Below are 23,916 nucleotides of genomic sequence, written 5' to 3'. Positions count from 1 at the left end.
GTTTACTTTATTTATAATAACTAAGGTATTCTACAGCTTGATTGAACGAGTTCTTTTAGCAGGGACCAGCCCAACTTACATAAGTTATGCCTCGCCTGTTGGGCCAAAATTTAATGGAATCGGCGGTTGCTCGTAATCCTTGATTTCTCCATGGGCCTGTTCAAACCTGTGCACATTGTCGTTCAATGCCTTTAAAAAGCGTTTGGCATGCTGTGGTGTCAATATAATCCTGCTCTTAACCTTTGCTTTGGGTCTTCCCGGCATGATACTTATAAAATCCACTACAAATTCTGATACCGAATGATTGATAATTGCCAAGTTGGCGTAGGTTCCTTCGGCAGTGGCATCGTCTATTTCTATATTGATTTGATTTTTCTTTTGTTCGTTCTGATCGCTCATTGTATTTGTTTAAAAGTTTGTAAAGTTGTAACCAATTATTGTGGGAGCGTTTTTTAAGTTGCAATACATTTTGCCAACCTTTTTTTGCTCTTGTAAAAATAACATATAAAAAAAGAAAACCCCAAAGGATTTGTCATCCTTTGGGGTTTCTATATTATATATTAAGCTATAAACTTAAAAATTAACGTGCTGTTGTTTACTGGCCATAATCTCGTTGTACTCTTCTTTAGAGCCTACAATAATATTATCGTAGTCTCTCATTCCGGTACCTGCCGGGATTTTATGTCCAACAATTACATTCTCTTTCAATCCTTCAAGGTCATCTACCTTACCGCTTACCGCAGCTTCGTTAAGGACTTTTGTAGTTTCCTGGAACGATGCAGCCGATATAAACGACTTAGTTTGTAACGATGCCCTGGTAATACCTTGCAATATTGGCGTTGCAACCGCAGGAACAGCGTCCCTGGCCACTACCAATTGCTTATCGGCTCTTCTTAAGATTGAGTTTTCATCCCTTAATTCACGTGGAGAAATAATCTGTCCAGCTCTCAAGGTATCTGAATCTCCCGCTTCTTCGATAACTTTCATTCCAAAAATCCTGTCATTTTCTTCAATGAAATCATCTTTATGAACTAGTTGTTGCTCTAAGAACGTAGTATCTCCAGAATCCTGAATATTAACTTTACGCATCATTTGACGTACTACAACCTCAAAGTGCTTATCGTTAATTTTCACCCCTTGTAAACGATATACTTCCTGTACTTCGTTCACTAGGTATTGCTGAACGGCAGAAGGTCCTTTAATCCTTAAAATATCTTCTGGAGTAATCGATCCATCAGAAAGTGGCATTCCGGCACGGACGTAATCGTTCTCCTGAACAAGTATCTGATTGGATAATTTTACCAAATACTTTTTAATATCGCCCAATTTAGACTCCACTATAATTTCACGGTTACCTCTTTTTATTTTTCCAAATGAAACTACACCATCTATTTCTGTAACAACGGCTGGATTTGAAGGGTTACGTGCTTCAAAAAGCTCGGTAACTCTTGGAAGACCCCCTGTAATATCCCCGGCTTTTGATGACCTTCTTGGTATTTTTACAAGAATCTTACCTTCTTCTATCTTTTCATCGTTATCGACCATAATGTGTGCACCTACAGGCAGGTTGTACGAACGTAGCGTTTCCCCTTTTTTATCTTTAATAAGTAAGGTTGGGATTAGCTTTTTGTTTCTAGATTCAGAAATTACCTTTTCCTGGAATCCAGTCTGTTCGTCAATCTCAACTTGGTACGTTACACCTTGCTCGATGTTCTCGTAAGCAATTTTTCCAGAGAATTCTGAAATAATCACGGCATTGTACGGATCCCACTGACATACCACATCTCCTTTGCTTAGGGTCTGCCCTTCTTTAACAAAGATTTGCGAACCGTAAGGAACATTATTGGTAGCCAATATAATACCCGTTTTCTCATCTATAAATTTAACTTCTGCTGTTCTGGAAATTACAATATCAACCTCTTTTCCATCAGCATCTGTTCCTTTTACAGTTTTAAGATCTTCTATTTCAATCTTACTCTTAAACTTGGTAATGATTTTATTTTCTTCTGAAATGTTTCCGGCAATACCCCCTACGTGGAAGGTACGCAATGTAAGCTGTGTACCTGGTTCCCCAATAGATTGGGCAGCCACAACACCAACGGCTTCTCCACGTTGAACCATTTTTCCGGTAGCTAGGTTACGGCCGTAACATTTTGCACAAATACCCTGTTTTGCTTCACAAGTAAGTGGCGAACGTACTTCCATTCTTTCTACAGGAGATGCTTCTATCTTCTTAACGATTTCTTCTGAAACTTCTTCACCTGCCCCTACCAACAATTCTTCTGTAAGCGGATCGTATACATCGTGTAAAGAAACACGTCCTAAGATTCTTTCACCTAAAGATTCTACAACCTCGTCGTTTTTCTTTAACGCTTCTACTTCCACTCCGCGAAGTGTTCCACAGTCTTCGGTATTTACAATAACATCTTGCGAAACGTCTACCAAACGACGTGTTAAGTAACCGGCATCGGCCGTTTTTAACGCGGTATCTGCCAATCCTTTACGTGCACCGTGCGTAGAGATAAAGTATTCAAGAATTGACAATCCTTCTTTAAAGTTTGAAAGAATCGGGTTCTCGATAATCTCACCACCTCCGGCTGTCGATTTTTTAGGTTTCGCCATTAATCCACGCATACCTGTAAGCTGGCGGATCTGTTCTTTGGATCCCCTTGCTCCAGAATCAAGCATCATGAACACCGAGTTAAACCCTTGGTTATCTTCACGGATGCGTTTCATTGCAAGCTCGGTCAACATGGCGTTGGTAGATGTCCAAACATCAATTACCTGATTATAACGTTCGTTATTGGTAATCAATCCCATGTTATAATTCATCATAATCCCTTCTACCTGCTCGTTTGCATCTGCAATCATTGGGTGTTTTTCTTCAGGTATGATAATATCTCCTAAACTGAAAGAAAGACCTCCTTTAAATGCAAAGTTGTACCCCATGCTTTTAATCTTGTCCAAGAATTCGGCAGTGGTAGGTACGTCGGTAGCTTTTAAAATATTACCAATAATATCACGAAGCGATTTTTTGGTCAATACCTCGTTAATATAACCGGCTTTTTCTGGAACTACTTGGTTGAACAAAATTCTACCAACAGTAGTTTCTATAATCTGCATTGTTAATTCGCCATTTTCATTAAAGTCCTTGGCACGGACTTTTACCATAGCATTTAAGTCAACTTTCTTCTCGTTGAAAGCTATTGTAACTTCATCGGCAGAATAGAAAGTAAGCCCTTCTCCTTTAATTTTATGTTCGGGAGTAGATTTTCTTGCTTTGGTCATGTAGTACAGCCCAAGAACCATGTCTTGAGAAGGTACCGTAATTGGCGAACCGTTTGCTGGGTTTAGTATGTTATGAGAAGCCAACATTAACATTTGTGCCTCTAAAATAGCTTCTGGCCCTAAAGGTAAGTGTACCGCCATTTGGTCACCATCGAAGTCGGCGTTGAATGCCGTACAAACCAATGGGTGCAACTGAATGGCTTTACCCTCTATTAATTTAGGCTGGAATGCCTGGATACCCAAACGGTGAAGCGTGGGGGCACGGTTAAGTAGTACCGGATGACCTTTAAGAACATTCTCTAGGATATCCCATACAACTGGCTCTCTTTTATCTATAATTTTCTTGGCCGACTTAACTGTTTTTACAATTCCCCTTTCAATTAGTTTTCTAATTACGAAAGGCTTGTAAAGCTCGGCAGCCATATTTTTAGGAAGACCGCATTCGTACAATTTCATTTCAGGTCCAACAACAATTACAGAACGTGCTGAATAGTCCACACGTTTACCAAGTAAGTTTTGACGGAAACGCCCCTGCTTACCTTTTAATGAATCTGAAAGTGACTTTAACGGTCTATTTGATTCTGTTTTTACGGCCGAAGACTTACGTGTGTTATCGAACAATGAATCAACCGATTCTTGAAGCATACGTTTTTCGTTACGCAAGATAACTTCTGGCGCCTTGATTTCCATCAAGCGTTTTAAACGGTTGTTCCTGATGATTACACGTCGGTAAAGATCATTTAAATCGGAAGTTGCAAAACGTCCTCCGTCCAATGGAACTAACGGACGTAATTCCGGTGGAATAACCGGAACCACTTTCATAATCATCCATTCCGGATTGTTCTCTCTGTTCTTTTGAGATTCACGAAGTGCCTCAACAACCTGAAGACGTTTTAAGGCCTCTGTTTTACGTTGTTTTGATGTTTCGTTGTTTGCCTTGTGTCTTAATTCATAAGAAAGCTCGTTCAAGTCGATTCTTGAGAGTAATTCTATAAGACATTCGGCACCCATTTTAGCAATGAACTTATTTGGGTCGGTATCTTCCAAGTATTGATTTTCCGCAGGAAGTGATTCTAGAATATTCAAGTATTCTTCTTCCGTTAAGAAATCCATTTTTTCAACAGGATCCCCATCGGCATTTTTGGCGTTACCCGGCTGGATAACAACATAACGCTCGTAATAGATAATCATGTCTAGCTTCTTAGATGGTAATCCAAGAAGGTACCCAATTTTATTAGGTAAAGAACGGAAATACCATATATGGGCTACGGGCACTACCAAATTGATATGGCCTACCCTGTCGCGACGTACTTTTTTCTCGGTAACTTCCACCCCACATCGGTCGCAAACAATTCCTTTATATCGTATTCTTTTATATTTACCGCAGGCACATTCGTAATCCTTTACGGGACCAAAAATACGCTCACAGAAAAGACCGTCACGCTCAGGCTTGTGTGTACGGTAGTTAATGGTTTCCGGTTTAAGCACTTCTCCTCTGGATTCTGCTAAAATAGATTCCGGAGAGGCCAAACCAATTGAGATTTTGTTAAACCTCTGTACTGTATTCTTATCTTTATTATTTCTAGCCATAATATATGGTGATAATGAATTAAGTGTAATTTAGTATTACCTTTTTAGCAAAGGCACCCGGTAAAACCAAATGCCCTTTGCTAAAATTATTATTCTTCTAATCTGATATCTAATCCAAGGCCTTTTAATTCATGCATCAATACATTGAATGATTCTGGCAACCCTGGTTCTGGCATCATCTCTCCTTTTACGATAGACTCGTATGTTTTGGCTCTACCGATAACATCATCAGATTTTACAGTCAAGATTTCCCTTAGTGTACTTGATGCTCCGTATGCTTCAAGTGCCCAAACCTCCATCTCACCAAAACGCTGACCACCAAATTGTGCTTTACCACCTAATGGCTGTTGTGTAATTAATGAGTATGGACCAATAGAACGTGCGTGCATTTTGTCGTCTACCATATGCCCTAACTTAAGCATATAGATAACTCCTACTGTTGCTGCTTGGTCGAAACGTTCTCCGGTACCACCGTCATACAAGTGTGTATGGCCAAATCTTGGGATTCCTGCCTCATCGGTCAGTTCGTTGATTTGATCTAAGGAAGCACCATCAAAGATTGGTGTTGCGAATTTCTTGTCAAGGTTTTTACCGGCCCATCCTAATACGGTCTCGTAAATCTGCCCGATGTTCATACGTGAAGGTACCCCAAGTGGGTTCAACACGATATCTACCGGCGTACCATCTTCTAGGAACGGCATGTCCTCCTGACGTGTTATTCTTGCAACGATACCTTTGTTACCGTGACGTCCTGCCATTTTATCTCCTACTTTAAGCTTACGCTTTTTAGCGATATAAACTTTGGCAAGCTTCATAATTCCTGCAGGCAGTTCATCTCCCACAGAAATGGTAAATTTATCTCTTCGCAACGCTCCTTGAAGGTCGTTCAGTTTAATTTTATAATTGTGAAGAAGATCGTTTATCAATGCATTGGTTTCATCATCAGTAGTCCAAGTTCCGCTTACCAAATGCGCAAAATCATCAACTGCATTCAACATCTTTTGCGTGTATTTTTTTCCTTTAGGGAATACTTCTTCGCCTAAATCGTTAAATACACCTTGCGATGTTTTCCCGTTTACAATCGAGAACAATTTTTCTACCAATACATCTTTAAGCTGTGTGAATTTTGTTTCAAATTCCAATTCAAGCTTAGCGATATCTTCTTTATCTTTTGCTCTTTTGCGCTTATCTTTAATAGCCCTTGAGAACAATTTCTTGTCTATAACAACACCACTTAATGACGGAGAAGCTTTTAATGAAGCGTCTTTTACGTCACCGGCTTTATCTCCAAAGATAGCTCGAAGTAATTTTTCTTCCGGGGTTGGATCTGATTCTCCTTTTGGTGTAATCTTACCAATTAAAATATCGCCCGGTTTTACTTCGGCACCAATACGGATCATCCCGTTTTCATCGAGGTCTTTTGTGGCCTCTTCAGAAACATTTGGTATGTCGTTTGTCAATTCTTCGGCACCAAGCTTGGTATCCCTAACTTCAAGTGAATATTCGTCGATATGGATAGAAGTAAAGATATCTTCCCTTACTACTTTCTCAGAAATTACGATCGCATCCTCGAAGTTATATCCTTTCCAAGGCATGAACGCTACTTGTAGGTTTCTACCCAAAGCAAGTTCTCCTTGTTGTGTTGCATACCCTTCACAAAGTACTTGTCCTTTGGCAACTTTATCGCCTTTTTTAACAATAGGCTTCAAGTTTATGGAAGTACCTTGGTTTGTTTTTCTGAATTTAACGAGATCGTAGGTTTTAAAGTCATCGTCAAAACTTACCAATCTGTCATTTTCTGTTCTATCGTACTTAATAACGATTTTTGAAGCATCTACATAATCTACAACTCCATTTCCTTCAGCATTTACCAATACTCTTGAATCTGATGCTACTTGACGTTCCAAACCAGTCCCTACAATTGGCGACTCCGGTCTTAATAATGGTACTGCCTGGCGCATCATGTTCGATCCCATCAGTGCACGGTTTGCATCATCGTGTTCCAAGAATGGAATTAAGGATGCAGAAATTGATGCAATTTGGTTAGGAGCAACATCTGTATAGTGTACTTCTACCGGATCTACTACCGGAAAATCGCCTTCTTCACGGGCAATTACCTTTTCTGTATCGATGGTACCATCGTTTTTTAAAGGGATGTTTGCCTGTGCAATTTTCTTTTCTTCTTCTTCTTCGGCACTTAAGTAAAGTATTTCGGAAAGGTCTACCTTACCTTCGTTTACTTTTCTATATGGTGTTTCAATGAAGCCCATACTGTTCACTTTTGCAAACACGCTCAATGAAGATATCAAACCAATGTTCGGTCCTTCAGGCGTTTCAATAGGACAAAGACGCCCGTAGTGAGTATAGTGAACGTCACGCACCTCGAAACCAGCCCTTTCACGGGAAAGACCTCCAGGCCCTAATGCTGATAAACGACGTTTGTGCGTAATCTCTGCCAATGGATTGGTTTGATCCATAAACTGAGACAACTGGTTGGTACCAAAGAACGAGTTAATAACCGATGACAATGTCTTGGCATTGATCAAATCGATTGGCGTAAACACCTCGTTGTCACGAACGTTCATACGCTCGCGGATGGTTCTTGCCATACGTGCAAGACCTACTCCAAACTGAGAGGACAATTGTTCTCCAACGGTTCTAACACGACGGTTTGACAAGTGGTCGATATCATCGATCTCTGCTTTGGAATTAATTAACTCGATAAGATATTTAATAATTGTAATAATATCTTCTTTAGTTAACACTTGCTTATCCATGTCGATATTCAAGCCTAACTTCTTGTTCATTCTATAACGGCCAACTTCACCTAAGTTGTATCGTTGGTCCGAGAAGAACAGTTTGTCTATAATGCCCCTTGCTGTTTCTTCGTCTGGCGGTTCGGCATTACGCAATTGACGGTATATGTGCTCTACAGCTTCTTTTTCAGAGTTTGTAGGGTCTTTTTGTAATGTGTTGTAGATAATTGCATAGTCTCCTGTTTGGCTATCTTCTTTGTGCAACAAGATAGTTTTAACATCGGTTTCCAGTATTTCATCTACATGTTCTTTTTCTAGAATTGTATCTCTATCCAGGATGATTTCGTTACGTTCTATGGAAACCACCTCGCCTGTATCCTCATCAACAAAATCCTCATGCCAAGTTTTTAGCACACGTGCTGCCAACTTCCTACCCAACACTTTTTTAAGTCCGCTTTTGGAAACCTTAACTTCTTCGGCTAGATCGAATATTTCTAGAATATCCTTATCACGCTCGAATCCAATGGCACGGAAAAGTGTAGTAACAGGTAATTTTTTCTTTCTATCGATATAAGCGTACATAACGCTATTGATATCGGTAGCAAATTCTATCCAAGATCCTTTAAAAGGAATAACCCGGGCAGAGTATAATTTTGTTCCGTTAGCATGGAACGATTGACCAAAGAATACACCTGGAGATCTGTGCAATTGCGATACGACTACGCGTTCTGCGCCGTTTATTACAAAGGTACCACTAGGTGTCATGTATGGGATGGTACCCAAATACACGTCCTGTACTATGGTTTCAAAATCTTCGTGCTCTGGATCTGTACAATAAAGTTTAAGCCTAGCTTTTAGCGGAACGCTGTATGTTAACCCTCTTTCTATACATTCTTGGATAGAATAACGTGGAGGATCGATAAAGTAGTCTAAAAATTCAAGTACAAATTGATTACGCGTATCAGTAATGGGGAAGTTCTCCATGAAGGTGTTATAAAGACCTTCGTTACCTCTTTCTTCAGATTTGGTTTCCAGTTGAAAGAAATCCTGGAACGATTTAATCTGAATGTCCAAGAAATCCGGATATTCCGGGGTATTCTTTGCAGAGGCGAAATTAATTCTTTCAGTCTGATTTGTGAACATCAATGGACAATATTTTGATTAAAGTGAAAATTGATAAAACGTATATACTCATATACGCAAAAGGGTTTAGGTCTCAACCCGCAAATTTCGGGATGGACCTAAACCGTATTTTACAGCTCGGGGCTGTAGGGTTGAATTACTTTAATTCTACCTCAGCACCAGCTTCTTCTAAAGACTTTTTAAGACCTTCGGCCTCATCTTTAGATACTCCTTCTTTGATAGCTTTAGGAGCGCTGTCTACAATTTCTTTAGCTTCTTTAAGTCCTAAACCGGTTAATTCTTTAACCAATTTAACAACAGCCAATTTAGACGCCCCAGCAGCTGTAAGGACTACATCAAATTCTGATTTCTCCTCAGCAGCTTCACCACCTCCGGCAGCAGCTCCACCAGCAACAGCTACAGCTGCAGCAGCAGGCTCGATACCATATTCTTCTTTTAATATATCAGCTAATTCGTTTACTTCTTTAACTGTTAAATTAACTAATTGTTCTGCAAAATCTTTTAAATCTGCCATTTTTCTATCGTTTTAATAAATTTTTAAAATATAATTGTTTTTAAGTGCGTACTTATTATTGTTTTTCTGATAACGTTTTAAGGATACCAGCCAATTTACCACCACCTGATTTAAGTCCGCTAATAACGTTCTTAGCAGGCGATTGTAGCAAGCCAATGATATCTCCAATAACTTCCTCTTTGGATTTAATGCTCACCAATGCATCTAATTGGTTATCTCCAATGAAGATAGCTTCTTCGATAAATGCACCTTTTAAAAGAGGTTTCTCAGATTTTTTACGGAAGTCCTTGATAAGTTTAGCTGGGGCGTTCCCTGTTTCGGAAAGCATTAAAGAAGTATTTCCTTTTAGCACTCCGGGCAATTCCCCAAAATCTTTATCAGAAGCTTCCATTGCTTTTGCAAGCAATGTGTTTTTTACAACTGCGAGTTTGATGTTTGCTTTAAAACAAGCTCTACGCAAATTAGAGGTTGTTTGAGCGTCCAATCCTGAAATATCTGCTAAATAGATATTTGTAGTATCTCCTAACTGCGCAGTTAAATCTTCTATTACCGTTAACTTTTCTTCTCTAGTCATGATTAAAAAATTTATACCTGCCTCTTAAACTGCCTTAGGATCTACAGGAACACTTGGGCTCATAGTACTTGAAATAAAGATACTTTTGATATATGTTCCTTTAGCCGCAGTTGGCTTCAGTTTTAATAATGTTTGTAATAATTCGTTTGCGTTACCAGCAATTTTATCTGCCGAAAAAGATGCTTTTCCAATTGCTGCGTGAACGATTCCTGTTTTATCAACTTTAAAGTCGATTTTACCAGCTTTAACTTCACCTACAGCTTTGGCCACATCCATGGTAACCGTTCCTGTTTTTGGGTTTGGCATTAAACCTCTAGGTCCAAGGATTCGTCCTAGGGGGCCTAATTTACCCATTACGCTTGGCATCGTGATGATTACATCTACGTCTGTCCAACCGTCCTTGATCTTTTGCAAGTATTCATCTAACCCTACATAGTCTGCCCCAGCCTCTTTGGCTTCTGCTTCTTTATCTGGGGTAACCAATGCTAAAACCTTAACATCTTTACCGGTACCGTGAGGAAGTGTCACCACCCCTCTTACCATTTGATTTGCCTTACGAGGGTCTACCCCTAAACGCACTGCTAAATCTACAGATGCATCAAACTTAACGTTAGTGATATCTTTTACTAATTGAGAAGCTTCTGCAACAGAATACAATTTGTTCCTGTCTATTTTACCTACAGCTTCTTTTTGCTTTTTTGTTAATTTTGCCATTTCTAGATTCTTTTAAGATTTAAAAAGGCTTATCACCTGAAACCGTTAATCCCATTGATCTTGCAGTTCCTGCAACCATGCTCATTGCTGATTCTACAGTAAATGCATTAAGATCTTGCATTTTGTCTTCTGCGATAGCTTTTACCTGATCCCAGGTAACGCTCGCCACCTTTTTACGGTTTGGCTCTCCGGAACCCTTTTTAACCTTAGCCGCTTCCAATAGCTGAACTGCCGCTGGCGGTGTCTTAATTACAAAGTCAAACGACTTGTCTTTGTAAACGGTGATAACAACTGGTAAAACCTTACCCGGTCTGTCCTGTGTACGTGCATTAAATTGCTTACAGAACTCCATAATGTTAACGCCGGCAGCACCTAGAGCGGGTCCAACCGGTGGCGACGGATTCGCAGCACCTCCCCTAACTTGTAGTTTAACTACTTTACTAACTTCTTTTGCCATTGTTTATGTTCAATTTTAAAATTTGAATCGCCTGATCTTTTGGAAGCTAGGCGAATCTATATAATGTGTAACAATTATATCTTTTCTACTTGCATATAACTCAATTCCAATGGTGTTTTTCTTCCAAAAATCTTCACCATTACCTCAAGTTTACGCTTTTCTTCATTAATCTTTTCAACAGTTCCATTAAATCCGTTAAAAGGACCGTCTATAACTTTCACGGTTTCCCCTAACACATAAGGTATAGCAACATTATCTGTCTTCACGGATAATTCATCAACTTTACCGAGCATTCTGTTTACCTCAGATTTCCTCAATGGAACGGGATCTCCCCCTTTAACTTCACCTAGAAAACCAATAACTCCGGTTATAGACTTAATAACGTGCACAATTTCTCCTCCCAAATTGGCCTTCACCATTACGTAGCCGGGAAAATAAACACGTTCTTTATTTATTTTCTTTCCATTGCGTATCTGCACCACTTTTTCGGTCGGCACCAATACTTCATCTACATAATCTTCATATCCAAGACGCGCTATATCCTGCTCTATGTAGCCTTTAACTTTATTCTCTTGACCACTTACAGCCCTTACTACATACCATTGTTTTGCCAACGCTTCTGCCATTGCAATACCCGTCTTTAATATTATTAATTAGTAATTATTCCAAAATAAAGCTTGATAAGTTTAGCAAAAACCGTATCAATACCCCATATTGCCAATGAAAAAAGTATAGAGAAAACAGCAACCACAACCATCAGGTTTTGTCCCTCGGCCCATGACGGCCAAGTAACATTCGCTCTTAACTCTTGAAATGATTCTTTTATATAATTCACCATTTTACTCTATCTTATTATGGACCGAGAATCCCGATTTTCTTTTTCAAAACTCTACAGACCCAATCCTATTATTTCGCACGGGTGGAGAGATTCGAACTCCCATCAACGGTTTTGGAGACCGCTATTCTACCCTTGAACTACACCCGTTTATTCAAGTTTAAAGGCATCCTACTACTATAAAGCAGGACACCTTAAAACTTGTATGCTTATTGAAATTAGTCTAAAATTTCAGTTACCTGACCAGCACCTACTGTTCTACCACCTTCACGGATAGCAAAACGTAGACCTTTGTTCAAGGCAATTGGCTGAAGCAACTCAACAGTAATAGTTAAGTTATCACCAGGCATAACCATTTCAACTCCATCAGGCAATGTAATTGTACCTGTTACGTCAGTTGTACGTACGTAGAACTGAGGACGGTAGTTGTTGTGGAATGGTGTGTGACGTCCACCTTCTTCTTTTTTAAGAACGTAAACCTCTGCTTTGAATTTAGCGTGAGGAGTTACAGAACCTGGCTTACAGATAACCATACCTCTTTTGATGTCGGTTTTCTCGATACCTCTTAAAAGGATACCAACGTTATCTCCAGCTTCACCTCTATCTAATATTTTACGGAACATTTCAACCCCTGTAATAGTAGAAGTCAATTTCTCTGCTCCCATACCGATAATATCTACAGCTTCACCAGTTTTAGCAACTCCAGACTCTATACGTCCAGTAGCAACTGTTCCACGACCAGTAATTGTAAATACATCCTCGATAGGCATCAAGAAATCTTTATCCACGTCTCTTTGTGGCAATTCAATCCACTCATCAACAGCTTCCATCAATTTCATTACTGAGTCAACCCACTTTTGCTCACCATTTAAAGCACCAAGTGCAGAACCAGGAATTACAGGTCCGTTATCTCCGTCATACTCATAGAAGCTCAACAATTCTCTTACTTCCATATCTACAAGCTCTAAAAGCTCCTCATCATCAACCATATCCACTTTGTTCAAGAAAACAACTATTCTTGGAACACCTACCTGACGTCCTAATAAGATGTGCTCACGAGTTTGTGGCATAGGTCCGTCTGTAGCAGCAACTACCAAAATAGCGCCATCCATTTGAGCAGCACCTGTAACCATGTTTTTTACGTAATCCGCGTGACCAGGACAGTCAACGTGGGCATAGTGACGATTTGCAGTTTGATACTCAACGTGAGAAGTATTAATTGTAATACCTCTTTCTTTTTCTTCAGGAGCGTTATCGATTGAATCGAATGAACGTGCATCAGAAAGACCAGCATCTGCCAATACTTTAGTGATAGCAGCAGTTAAAGTAGTTTTACCGTGATCTACGTGTCCAATAGTACCTATATTTAAGTGTGGTTTGGAACGATCGAAAGTTTCCTTTGCCATGATTTAATAATTTTAATCTTAGTTATATATTAGTGTTCAAATTTAAACGCAACAAGAGCCAATGACGAGAATTGAACTCGTGACCTCTTCCTTACCAAGGAAGCGCTCTACCCCTGAGCTACACCGGCTTATAGATTCAAAGTTTCAAGTTTAAAAATCGCTTTTCATCACCTTAAACAACAACCATAAACTCAAAGTACTAGAACGAGAGAAGAGAACACATCTTTTTTCTTAAGATAAATTCTCATCTCTTCTTTTTTTTTAACCTCAAAAATAAATTTTGAGCCACCTTGTTTAGAGCGGGAGACGAGGTTCGAACTCGCGACATTCAGCTTGGAAGGCTGACGCTCTACCAACTGAGCTACTCCCGCATTTCTTGTAATTAAGAATTTTTTTTGTGGGGAGAGCAGGATTCGAACCTGCGAAGGTAAAAACCAACAGATTTACAGTCTGTCCTCGTTGGCCGCTTGAGTATCTCCCCCAATTTAGCATTTTGAAAAGCAGAAAACATTTAAATTTTACTGCTTAAAATTCCGAGCGCAAAAATAATCAATATTATCCAATTACCAACTACTTTCCTTATCTTTTTTTAAAGATAAATTACACGCTTCTAAAAATCATCAAATTATCAAAAAACTTTACTTTTAAAAGAGCCGATAGAGGGACTCGAACCCACGACCTGCTGATTACAAATCAGCTGCTCTAGCCAGCTGAGCTACATCGGCATTTAATCAAAAAAGTCCGCTATTTCTAACGGACTGCAAATGTATATAAATTATTCTTTATACAAAACAAATTGTATAAAATTTTTATTTAGATGTATGCTCTCAATTTTTGCTTTCTTTTTTTTAGTACTCGCTCTAATGAATTTGCCGCACAGTCGACCGCTTCCTCAAATGTCCTGCACTGTTTTTTTACCATAAATTCGTCTCCGGGAACGTGCACCTTTACTTCTGCAATCTTGTTTTCTTTTGCACTGGTATTTTGGACTTTCAAATACACGTCAGAATAAACAACCCTATCGTAATAGTGGTCCAGTTTATCTAATCGCTTTTGAATGAAAATTACTAATTTTTGATCTACATTGAAGTTGACAGATTGCGTGTTTACTTCCATTTCCTCTAAATTTTGTGGTTAAACATTCATTTTAAGCGGTTAGGATTTTTTTTGGTTTCTAGGATGCGCCAAACCGTATTGTTTTTTTAGCTCAGCTATACTATTGTGTGTGTACACCTGGGTTGATGCAAGGCTGGAATGACCTAACAATTCCTTAACCGAATTTAAGTCAGCACCTTCATTAAGCAAGTGGGTCGCAAACGTATGCCTAAGGATATGCGGACTCTTTTTTATTTTAGTTGATGCCTTACTAAAGTAATTATTTATTGTTCGATATACAAACGTTTCATTAATTTTATGACCATTTTTAAGAATAAGCAAAATGTCTCCAGATTCTATGGTTGAAGCATTTTCCCGGTGCACCAAATATTCACGGATTGTCTTGCCAAGCGAAGAAAGCAGCGGAACATAGCGCTCTTTGTTGCGCTTTCCAAGCACCTTGATGGTGCTGTTTGCAAAATCTACATCGTTGGTTTTCAAATTTACCAGTTCGCTCCGGCGCATGCCCGTGGCATAAAAAAGTTCGATGACCAATTTTTCCAAAATGCCGTCATGGCCATCGTCAAACTTCATTTCCTCCAAGACCTGTTTCATTTCCCGAACCGAAAACGGCACCTCTATTTTTTTGGCCGTTTTTAATGCCTTGTGCTTTGCCAACGGATTAATTTCAATTTCTTTTATTTTCAATAAAAATTTATAATAAGCCTTTAATGAAGCAACTTTCCTGTTGATACTCCTGTTGCTTAACCCCTGGTTGACCATGCTGACAATCCATGAACGTGCTTGGGTATAATGTACCCGGTCTACGGAAGATTCGTTGAAAGTTAGTTTGCAGAATTCCAAAAAAGAAGATAAATCGTTTTGATAAGCAGTAATTGTATACTTGGAATAATTTTTTTCCAATTGAAGGTATTCAATGAATTTTTGAAATGGCATACAATGAAGTTTAACCCAAAGATATGAAATTAGTTGATAGGTATCTAGGAGTTGGGTATTAGGTAAAAAATAAAAATCCCCCCTTTTGGAAAGGCGGGATTTATTATTTTATATCAGAAAGACTTATTAGATTTCTTCCTGATCTCTTAATCCTTGTATATAAGCAGCTTTTTGAATTTGAGCTCTTTTTGCTACTGAAGGTTTTGTAAATTGTTGACGGCTACGTAGCTGACGCATTGTACCTGTTTTATCAAATTTACGCTTGTAACGCTTAAGCGCCCTGTCTATATTTTCTCCTTCTTTAATAGGTATAATTAACATAAGTGTACCACCTCCTTTCTTTTACGGACGGCAAAGATAGAAATAAATTTTATTTAAAAACAAAAAATTATTTTTTTGCCTCCGCCAAAATCAATATTCGGATATTCCCTTATTTTAAGATATGTCTTGAGATGACCACTTTTTGTATTTCGGTAGTACCTTCACCGATGGTGCACAATTTTGCATCACGGTAAAATTTTTCCACTGGAAAGTCCTTGGTATATCCATATCCGCCATGTATCTGTACGGCCTCGTTTGCAATGCGCACGCAGGCTTCTGAAGCGAACATTTTGCTCATGGCGCTTAATTTGGTCATTTTTCTGCCTGCATTTTTCTCAAAGGCCGCTTTATGCAACAACAGTTCGGAAGCCTCTATATCGGTAGCCATTTCGGAAAGCTTGAAGGATATTCCCTGAAATTGGGATATTGGTTTTCCAAATTGCACCCGTTCTTTGGCATATTTCAATGCGGCCTCGTAAGCTCCTTTTGCGGTTCCTAACGATAATGCGCCAATAGAAATCCTACCGCCATCGAGTATCTTCATGGACTGTACAAACCCATCGCCAACTTCTCCCAATCTGTTTGCATCGGGAATCCTACAATCGGAAAATATAAGCTCGGCCGTCTCGCTTGCGCGCATGCCCAATTTGTTTTCTTTTTTACCGCTTGTAAACCCAGGCGTACCTTTTTCTATGGCAAAGGCCGTCATTCCATGAGAATCGCCTTTTTCGCCTGTACGCACTATAACAACCGCTATATCCCCGCTTTTTCCGTGGGTAATAAAGTTCTTTGCGCCGTTAAGTACCCATTCGTCTCCGTCTTTTACAGCAGTAGTAGCCATTCCGCCAGCATCAGAGCCGGTATTATGTTCGGTAAGGCCCCAGGCACCAAGCCATTCTGCGGTAGCCAGTTTGGGCAGCCACTTTTGCTTTTGCTCTTCGTTACCAAAAGTAAGTATATGGTTTGTACAAAGCGAGTTATGGGCTGCTACCGATAGCCCAATAGATGGGTCTACCTTGGAAATTTCATCTAAAATTGCAATATATTCATGATATCCTAAACCGGACCCTCCATATATTTCGGGTACCAACACCCCCATAAAGCCTAATTCCCCGGCCTTTTTAAATACTTCGAGTGGAAATATTTGTTTTTCGTCCCACTCCATTACGTGGGGTTTTATATATTGTTCTGCAAAATCTTTTGCAGCATTGGCAATCAACTGCTGTGTTTCTGTATAATCAAAATTCATTTGTGCCGCTATATCCAGTTCCATTTTTACGATTTTTTACTCGGTCGTCAAATATAATTCAATTCTATTTAATTTTTCCGTAGGAAAATCCTCTATTTTTTTTAGTTCAGAAATTGAATTTATTTTAATATGGCTGGTTCTATAAGTTACGATTTTTTTTGCAATTTTCCAGTCGAGATATGGAAGCGAGCTTAATTTTTTTATAGAGGCCAAATTTACATTTACAGGGGTAAATTTTGGTTGCTGTAAAATGGCAAATTGCTTGAACAATCTATTAACTACATCGGGCTTTAGCCCATAAACTTCATTGAGTTGATCTTTAAAATAACCCCCCCTAAAAGGTTTCGGTATTTTATAATTCTTGCGGCCAGCTTGCCACCTATTCCATACACTTTTTTTAAATCTTGGACAGTTGCCCCGTTGATATCCTTTTTTGGCGTTTTAAAAGAAACCGCTGGCGAATTTACATACCTGCCATGATTTCTATACGCATGAAGCTTATCTATTTCTTCAATAGACATCCCCAATGCATATGCTTTATAATCGGTAAGGTAGTTTGGGTTGAACGGAAATATTTTCTGATGGTATTTTATTGTATTTTCTTCAAATGAAGTAAGCCCTGTCTTGTTAATCTTATAAAACTCATATTTAAAGGAATCCATTCCGAAGGATCCCATATAAAATGAAGCAACAATAATTATCAAAAAAAATATCCCACTCTGCTGACTTTTAGAAAAGCGCAAGTGGGATATAAATTTCATTTTTTACGAATTGCTAAGCAGATTTTTTCTCTACTTTCTGTTTTTTAAACAATTCGCCTGCTTTAAGTTTTCTTAAATATTCATTAAGGTCTATTTTCACTTCCTTGCTCATTATGTACAACCCGATAATATTGGGGAACGACATGGAAAGAATCATCATATCTGAAAAAGTTAACACAGCACCCAAACTTACCGAAGCACCAACTACCACAAAGAACATAAACACCAATTTATAAACCACTTCGGTTCTTCGGCTTTTCCCAAATAGGAAAGTCCATGCCCTCATTCCGTAGTAAGACCACGAAATCATGGTTGAAAAAGCGAATAAGAAAACTGCTACTGCCAATACGTAAGGGAACCAACCTATAACGCTACCAAAAGCATCTGAGGTTAACTGCGCCCCGCCAACACCTTCTACTTCGTGCATTCCGGTAAAAACAAGCACCAAGGCTGTTAACGTACAAACAACAACGGTATCTATAAACGGCTCTAGCAACGCTACAAAACCTTCGGATGGTGGATGGTTTGTTTTAGCGGCACTGTGTGCAATGGCAGCAGAACCAACCCCTGCCTCGTTTGAGAATGCGGCTCTTTGGAAACCTACAATTAAAACCCCGATAACGCCTCCTTTTAGTGCGCTTGGGCTAAATGCTCCGTCTATAATTGCTGAAAAAGCAGCCCCTATATTTTGAAAATTAACTCCAATTACAATCAAAGCAGCCAATACATATATACCTGCCATAAAAGGAACTATTTTTTCGGTAACCTTGGCAATACTGCTAATTCCACCAAGAATTACAGCTCCTACCAATATTGCCGTAATAACGCCAAACCAGAAACCATGCCCTGCCAATGTTGGAAACTGACCGGATAATTGCTCGAAAGCCTGGTTAGCCTGGAACATATTACCGCCCCCAAAAGAGGCACCTACAGCAAGTATGGCAAAAACAACTGCCAATACTTTGCCTAGTCCTTTTAAATTTCTTTTTTCAAGACCATATCTTAAATAATTCATTGGACCACCAAATACACGGCCATCGGGAAGAATATTACGGTATTTTACCCCCAGGGTACATTCTACAAATTTTGAAGACATCCCCAAGAGTCCAGCAACAATCATCCACATAGTTGCACCAGCGCCCCCTAAAGAAACTGCCACTGCAACCCCTGCAATGTTACCAAGTCCAACGGTTCCCGAAACTGCTGTTGCCAATGCCTGAAAGTGCGTTACCTGCCCAGGGGCATTTGGATCGTCGTATTTTCCTTTGGCCAGTTCGAGCGAGTGCTTAAATCCGCGGATATTGATAAAGCCCATTCTAATGGTAAAGAATGTGGCACCCAGCAATAACCAAACTACGATAAACGGAATATTTTTTGTTTGAGGGTCCCCGTTTGGATGTAACAATGCTATTGGTTCATCGTATTTAATTTCTGCTAAGTAATGAGCCCCCTGTTCTATTACATGTTCTTTATTGTTGGAGTTATATATTACCCCGCCTTCTTTTACGCGGTATTTTAGTTCGCCAGCGGCTGCGGCCTTAACTTCTACTTCTCCACCCGAAGCTTTGGACACAATTGCTATTGTTTCGCCTTTTTCCACATGCGATCCTTCTGGCTTCAACCATTGTTTTAATGTAAATTTATCGTTCACATCGGCGCTCCAGTCCGGGATGGATATTAATTTCACATCAGCATAAACAACGGGGTCGTATACCCCTGTAGCCGCAAATGGATCCCAAAATAAAACGGAACCTAAACCTGCTACTGCTGGGGTCATGATTCCGTTAAAAATTTCTGTTATCGACTCGGATTCTATATGATATGTTTTGGTAACCGACCTGTTTTCTGCATCGGTAATTGTTACACTGTAATCAATTCCTTCTGTTAAACCTGTCGAGACGTTAGACTTAAGAGGGGTCTCTTGATTACTCCATTTATATGTATATGGAGCCTTTCCCCCTGACACGTCTACCGTGATCTGCCCATCATTAATCTGTTTAGAAGGATTAGTTAGTGTTTCTTTTACTGATAACTCCTGGGCAAAAAGCGCAATTGAGCTCAGCATTAAAAAAATTGAGAGAAATTGTTTTCTCATAAAGAATTAAGTTTAGGTTATAATTATATTAAAAATTCTTAAAAACTGACGGGGCAATATCATAAAAAAAAGGCGTTTATTCAAATTTTACCCGTTAAATGTGGTTTCCGGGATTTGAAACAGGGTATTTAGCTTCTTAATTTGTCCGGGTTGTCCGAGTACCACCAATTTGGAATTCGGTAATAATTCTACTGTTGCATCTGGGTTGATAATATATTTTCCGTCGGGCTGTTTGTAACCAATAACCGTACAGCCCGTTTGTTTCCGCAAGTCCAGGTCTATCAATGTTTTGTACAAATATCCGTTTGGCAGGTCGTCTACTGAGACTTCTTCTAAATTAATGGTATGCTCATCATCAAAAGAGAGATGGTCCATAAAGTCTATAAGGTCTGGCAATACCACCAACGAAGCCATATGGTCACCGCCTATTTTATCGGGCATGATGGTTTTATTGGCCCCTGCCAATTTAAGTTTACGTTGGGATGTTTCCTGCGAGGCCCTGCTAATAATCGTGATTTCTTTGTTCAATTGCCTGGACGAAAGTACCACGAACAGGTTGTCGGCATCGTTTGGCAATGCCGAAATAAGGCAGTGCGCCCTATCTATGCCTGCCTCCAATAAGGTTTCGTCTTCATTGGCGTTTCCCACGACAAACATAATATCGTCGCTATATTTATTTACCAATTCTTCATCTTGCTCGATTACCACAAAAGGTTTTTGGTAGGCCTTAAGTTTTTTGGCGGCCTGCATTCCATTTCTTCCGTAGCCACAAATAATGATATGGTTGTCGAGCTTATCTATTTGGTTCTTCATTTTTCTATATTTTATGTTTTGCAGTGCATTTTTGGACAATACATATTCTGTTACTACCGAAATGGCATAGGCCACTATAAAGACACTTGATGTAATCAATACTATTGTAAATATTTTGGTGATGTCGTCGGTGGGCCTTACTTCACCAAAACCTACCGTTGTAATGGTTATAACCGTCATGTAGGCTGCTTCTACCCATGTATAATCTCCCAATAACCTATACCCCATAATGCCAAACAGAAAAATGCCTGCCAATAGGATAACTGCGATATAAAATTTGGATTTAAAGAGTTTAAACATATATGCCGATGGTCTTTATGCTATTTTAGTCGATTATTATTTTTAATGGTGCCGGTTTTATACCCCCCAAAAGCTGTTACAGGTCGAAAACCGATGTTCGTTTTGTATAGACCAAATCTTTCAATTTTAGCCAAAAAGCCAATGTTAAATACACAAAAAACCAAATTCCCAGGGTGAAAAAGGAAGCGTAAATAAAAAACAAACGCACATTTTTAGTCTTCATGCCCAAGCGCTCTGCCAATCTTGAAGATACGGCATAGCCATGTTTCTCGAAATAATATCTAATATCCTGAAAAAGACTCATATTACAAATATAGAATTATCATTGTATTAATTTAACACCAATTTCGCATTCCAAACATTTATTTTTGCTGCAATACTGTTTGTAAAGCCGAAGCGTTGCCTGGCTATGGATTGCCGAGCCTATTGTTAAACCAATGCTTTCAAACTTATTTAGCACTGCATTTCTTTCTTTTTTCAATTCTCCGATTAATGCCAAAATTTCTTCACCGGCATCTTTTCCCTTCGATTTTGTATAACAAAATTTAATAGGCACAATGGTATTTATTATAAGAAGGTCTATAAAGTTTTTGCTTATTTTTTTCTTGTTCCGGAAGCAGATTGTTTACCGAATGTATAATGGTCGTTCCAATATGATAAAGCCGAAAATACTAAAAAGCTTATAAAACCCCTCTGCCGAACGAATATTTATAATTTTTTGAAAAAGCGAAGTCTCCGAATAATAGACCGCGGCTAACTGAGACAAGCTTATTGTTGGAAAGTTACGAGGCCTTAAACTAAAATATTTTGGTTTAAAAGGGCCTGCGCTAATTTATATTTATGCTTTATATACGCATAGGTTTCTTTTAATTTTATAAAATATGCGTCTGTGCAATTTTCGTTCAACATTAAAACCTTCCCGTAAAACAATGCCTCCAACCACTCTTTATAGACACTGTTTTTTCTAATAACCGTATACGGAATGGCATTGGCGATTTTCAAAAAGGCATCTGCATTTACCTTAAGGCCAAAGTTTTTACAAAGCATTTTAAACAAAACGGCTTCCCAATCGTTCTTTGCATGTTCCAGTTTGGCATTTATCAGCTTTGCCTTTTGCTCCAAACGTTCAAAAAATAAAAGTTCCAGCCATCGTTCCCAAAAAAGCTCATCGACTGTGTTTATTTGGTTTTCGCAATTTATAAAATGCTTTTTGCGGTACAGTAAGTTATTGTATGCTGCAAGTGTGCTGCTATCTATTTTGCCTTTTAAGGCCAAAGTGGGAATGCTGCCGTTTCCACTGTTAAACACCTCAACATCGTGCTCCCAAACTACATGGAGGATTACATTGTTATATGCCGCATCTTTTTCGTGGTGGTGCGCGTACCAATGGGAGGATTTTATATGGGGCTCAACATTTCCCGCCCATAGCTGGCCGGCAATTTTAATTTTAGCATTTAAAAAGTCGGAGCCGGTGTGTTTGTTATGCGTTCCAAACAATAGTATTTGAAGCGATTCACCCGTTTCGGTTACCAGTTTTCCAGGGGATAGCCTTTTAAATTTCCAGATATAATGCAAAAAATCTTCTTTCAAAACCTGACATTCTCAAATCCTGAAAGAAGATAATGAAAATTTTCTATTATAAATATTATTTTTTAAATTTAATCTTCTACGATTTCACCTTCCCATTCCATAAAGCCGCCTAGAAGATTGTTGGTGTTTTCAAAACCAAGTTGTTTCATCAACATACAAGCTTGGGCACTGCGTTTTCCAGAACGGCAGTATACATAATAGTTTTTAGATTTGTCCAGTTGCTCTACTTCATCCAGAAAACCCTGCCCCTTATATATGTCTATATTTATTGCATTTGGGATGTATCCTTCGTCAACTTCTTCTTCTGTTCTTACATCTAGGACAACTGCGTTTTTATCGTTCTGAAGTTCTTCTGTCCATTCTTCCTGAGTTAAATCTGCCATATTGTTTCTTATTTTAAAAATCAAGATTAAAAAAATCCGAAGCTTCCTTCGGATTACAAATTTATGCAAAACTTATATAAGAATTGCCCTTGACTTTTTCAATTGATTAAAAAATGAAAAATAGCATCATAAGTTCTAAATCAATCATGTCCTAAATATTATATGTTCATTTTTTTCATCGATAAAAAAACGAACCAAAAAAATCTAGGCTTACTATAAAAATATAAGAAAATATTACGGAAACCCCAGCCACTGATAAAAATAACTCGTCCGACCTACTGTCGACCTCAAACAGATTTTTATCACTCACCCAAATTGCTTCCGGAATTTTCAATATTTTTATAAGTAGGCCGAAGCAACCCTTTAACGGTATAAAAACTCAGACCATACAACTGTAGCGAAAAAGTAGAGGTATTTATAAAACGTTTAGGACGCTATTGGTTCTAAGTCTATACTTTAATAGAACACCCTATGGCCTTGGTGTTTTTTATGGTTATTTCTTCACCTTGAAGCATGGCATCAATGGCGTCTTCAACATATGTGGTTTCCACGGCATCGGCATCTTGGTAATTATCGTCAATAGCACCAATATATTTAACCACATTCCCGTCGCTGGTTTTTTCCAACAGGAAACAATGTGGGGTTCTTTGGGCCCCATAAACCGGGAATATCTTTTGGCCTTCGTCTATTAAATATGGAAAACCGTACCCTTTTTCCTTAGCCCTTTGCTGCATGTTCCCGTAACTATCTTTTGGTTGGATTTCGGGGTTGTTCGGGTTTATGGCAATAACAGGCACTCCTTTTTCATTGTATTTTTCGTGCAGAGCAATAATTCTATCTTCATATGCATTGGCGTATGGACAACTATTGCATGTAAATATTACAAGGTATCCCTTTACATCTTCATAATCGGAAAGTGAAACCATGTTTCCGTCTACATTTTTTAATTGAAAGTCGGTTGCCTTGTCACCTATTTTATATCCGTCCTTAAATTTTTCCGGTGGAGAAAAAGCACTACCCGCTACCAAAACGGCAACCAGCAGCAATAATTTTAAAAGTTTCATAGCGTGTTAGT

22 protein-coding genes, 5 tRNA genes and 1 pseudogene are annotated in these 23,916 nt (G+C 38.9%); all 28 read right to left on the bottom strand.

Annotation, left to right across the window (positions count from 1 at the left end; all coding sequences use genetic code 11):
• Positions 1-84: 84 nt before the first annotated feature.
• The gene (locus PSF86_RS15320; protein ID WP_277900969.1) at positions 85-399 is read right to left on the bottom strand and encodes a DUF3467 domain-containing protein; all 315 of its coding nucleotides are present in this window, start codon (positions 397-399) and stop codon (positions 85-87) included.
• A 174-nt stretch (positions 400-573) separates the two neighbouring features.
• Positions 574-4,878 carry a DNA-directed RNA polymerase subunit beta' gene (gene rpoC, locus PSF86_RS15315; protein ID WP_277900968.1) on the bottom strand — a complete coding sequence of 1,435 codons (4,305 nt, stop codon included), beginning with the start codon at positions 4,876-4,878 and terminating at the stop codon, positions 574-576.
• Between the two features lie 89 nt (positions 4,879-4,967).
• A complete protein-coding gene (gene rpoB, locus PSF86_RS15310; RefSeq protein ID WP_277900967.1) occupies positions 4,968-8,777 on the bottom strand; it encodes a DNA-directed RNA polymerase subunit beta in 3,810 nt (1,269 codons plus the stop codon).
• Between the two features lie 136 nt (positions 8,778-8,913).
• Positions 8,914-9,291 carry a 50S ribosomal protein L7/L12 gene (rplL, locus tag PSF86_RS15305; protein ID WP_277900966.1) on the bottom strand — a complete coding sequence of 126 codons (378 nt, stop codon included), beginning with the start codon at positions 9,289-9,291 and terminating at the stop codon, positions 8,914-8,916.
• Between the two features lie 55 nt (positions 9,292-9,346).
• Entirely contained in the window at positions 9,347-9,865 is a 519-nt protein-coding gene (rplJ, locus tag PSF86_RS15300; RefSeq protein ID WP_277900965.1) for a 50S ribosomal protein L10, read from the bottom strand.
• 24 nt (positions 9,866-9,889) lie between these two features.
• Positions 9,890-10,579 carry a 50S ribosomal protein L1 gene (gene rplA / locus PSF86_RS15295; RefSeq protein ID WP_277900964.1) on the bottom strand — a complete coding sequence of 230 codons (690 nt, stop codon included), beginning with the start codon at positions 10,577-10,579 and terminating at the stop codon, positions 9,890-9,892.
• Between the two features lie 19 nt (positions 10,580-10,598).
• Complete coding sequence (gene rplK, locus PSF86_RS15290; RefSeq protein ID WP_277900963.1) at positions 10,599-11,036, bottom strand: 50S ribosomal protein L11; 438 nt, start codon at positions 11,034-11,036, stop codon at positions 10,599-10,601.
• A gap of 74 nt (positions 11,037-11,110) precedes the next feature.
• Positions 11,111-11,662: a transcription termination/antitermination protein NusG gene (gene nusG, locus PSF86_RS15285; RefSeq protein ID WP_277900962.1), complete on the bottom strand. Its 552-nt coding sequence runs from the start codon at positions 11,660-11,662 to the stop codon at positions 11,111-11,113.
• A 23-nt stretch (positions 11,663-11,685) separates the two neighbouring features.
• Positions 11,686-11,874 (bottom strand): preprotein translocase subunit SecE, encoded by a 189-nt coding sequence (gene secE / locus PSF86_RS15280; RefSeq protein WP_277900961.1) that lies wholly within the window; start codon positions 11,872-11,874, stop codon positions 11,686-11,688.
• 76 nt (positions 11,875-11,950) lie between these two features.
• A tRNA-Trp gene (locus PSF86_RS15275) sits at positions 11,951-12,021 on the bottom strand.
• Between the two features lie 68 nt (positions 12,022-12,089).
• Positions 12,090-13,277 carry an elongation factor Tu gene (gene tuf / locus PSF86_RS15270; RefSeq protein WP_277900960.1) on the bottom strand — a complete coding sequence of 396 codons (1,188 nt, stop codon included), beginning with the start codon at positions 13,275-13,277 and terminating at the stop codon, positions 12,090-12,092.
• A gap of 56 nt (positions 13,278-13,333) precedes the next feature.
• Positions 13,334-13,405 (bottom strand) — tRNA-Thr (locus PSF86_RS15265).
• Between the two features lie 170 nt (positions 13,406-13,575).
• Positions 13,576-13,648, bottom strand: a tRNA-Gly gene (locus PSF86_RS15260).
• Between the two features lie 27 nt (positions 13,649-13,675).
• Positions 13,676-13,758, bottom strand: a tRNA-Tyr gene (locus tag PSF86_RS15255).
• Positions 13,759-13,928: 170 nt separating this feature from the next.
• A tRNA-Thr gene (locus PSF86_RS15250) sits at positions 13,929-14,002 on the bottom strand.
• An 88-nt stretch (positions 14,003-14,090) separates the two neighbouring features.
• Positions 14,091-14,393, bottom strand: coding sequence for a ribosome hibernation-promoting factor, HPF/YfiA family (gene hpf, locus PSF86_RS15245; protein ID WP_277900959.1), 303 nt, complete (start codon positions 14,391-14,393; stop codon positions 14,091-14,093).
• A gap of 39 nt (positions 14,394-14,432) precedes the next feature.
• Positions 14,433-15,329, bottom strand: a complete 897-nt coding sequence (locus tag PSF86_RS15240) for a tyrosine-type recombinase/integrase (RefSeq protein ID WP_277900958.1) — start codon at positions 15,327-15,329, stop codon at positions 14,433-14,435.
• Positions 15,330-15,455: 126 nt separating this feature from the next.
• Entirely contained in the window at positions 15,456-15,650 is a 195-nt protein-coding gene (gene rpsU, locus PSF86_RS15235) for a 30S ribosomal protein S21 (protein WP_277900957.1), read from the bottom strand.
• A 109-nt stretch (positions 15,651-15,759) separates the two neighbouring features.
• Positions 15,760-16,899: an acyl-CoA dehydrogenase family protein gene (locus tag PSF86_RS15230; RefSeq protein WP_277901137.1), complete on the bottom strand. Its 1,140-nt coding sequence runs from the start codon at positions 16,897-16,899 to the stop codon at positions 15,760-15,762.
• A gap of 36 nt (positions 16,900-16,935) precedes the next feature.
• Positions 16,936-17,169 (bottom strand): ComEA family DNA-binding protein, encoded by a 234-nt coding sequence (locus tag PSF86_RS17900; protein ID WP_407933336.1) that lies wholly within the window; start codon positions 17,167-17,169, stop codon positions 16,936-16,938.
• 20 nt (positions 17,170-17,189) lie between these two features.
• Positions 17,190-17,660, bottom strand: coding sequence for a ComEA family DNA-binding protein (locus tag PSF86_RS15225; RefSeq protein ID WP_277900956.1), 471 nt, complete (start codon positions 17,658-17,660; stop codon positions 17,190-17,192).
• Positions 17,661-17,673: 13 nt separating this feature from the next.
• Positions 17,674-19,755 carry an amino acid carrier protein gene (locus PSF86_RS15220; protein WP_277900955.1) on the bottom strand — a complete coding sequence of 694 codons (2,082 nt, stop codon included), beginning with the start codon at positions 19,753-19,755 and terminating at the stop codon, positions 17,674-17,676.
• An 87-nt stretch (positions 19,756-19,842) separates the two neighbouring features.
• Positions 19,843-20,868, bottom strand: a complete 1,026-nt coding sequence (locus tag PSF86_RS15215; protein ID WP_277900954.1) for a potassium channel family protein — start codon at positions 20,866-20,868, stop codon at positions 19,843-19,845.
• 76 nt (positions 20,869-20,944) lie between these two features.
• Positions 20,945-21,172 (bottom strand): PspC domain-containing protein, encoded by a 228-nt coding sequence (locus PSF86_RS15210; protein WP_277900953.1) that lies wholly within the window; start codon positions 21,170-21,172, stop codon positions 20,945-20,947.
• 18 nt (positions 21,173-21,190) lie between these two features.
• A pseudogene (locus PSF86_RS17895) lies at positions 21,191-21,634 on the bottom strand (DUF2851 family protein).
• A gap of 26 nt (positions 21,635-21,660) precedes the next feature.
• A complete protein-coding gene (locus PSF86_RS15205) occupies positions 21,661-22,458 on the bottom strand; it encodes a DUF2851 family protein (RefSeq protein WP_277900952.1) in 798 nt (265 codons plus the stop codon).
• 68 nt (positions 22,459-22,526) lie between these two features.
• The gene (locus PSF86_RS15200; RefSeq protein ID WP_277900951.1) at positions 22,527-22,841 is read right to left on the bottom strand and encodes a rhodanese-like domain-containing protein; all 315 of its coding nucleotides are present in this window, start codon (positions 22,839-22,841) and stop codon (positions 22,527-22,529) included.
• Positions 22,842-23,290: 449 nt separating this feature from the next.
• Positions 23,291-23,905, bottom strand: a complete 615-nt coding sequence (locus tag PSF86_RS15195) for a thioredoxin family protein (protein ID WP_277900950.1) — start codon at positions 23,903-23,905, stop codon at positions 23,291-23,293.
• Between the last annotated feature and the right edge of the window lie 11 nt (positions 23,906-23,916).

It is taken from the genome of Galbibacter pacificus (assembly GCF_029603165.1).
Classification (GTDB): Bacteria; Bacteroidota; Bacteroidia; order Flavobacteriales; family Flavobacteriaceae; genus Galbibacter; species Galbibacter pacificus.
This window is presented reverse-complemented; position numbering and strand designations above follow the sequence as displayed.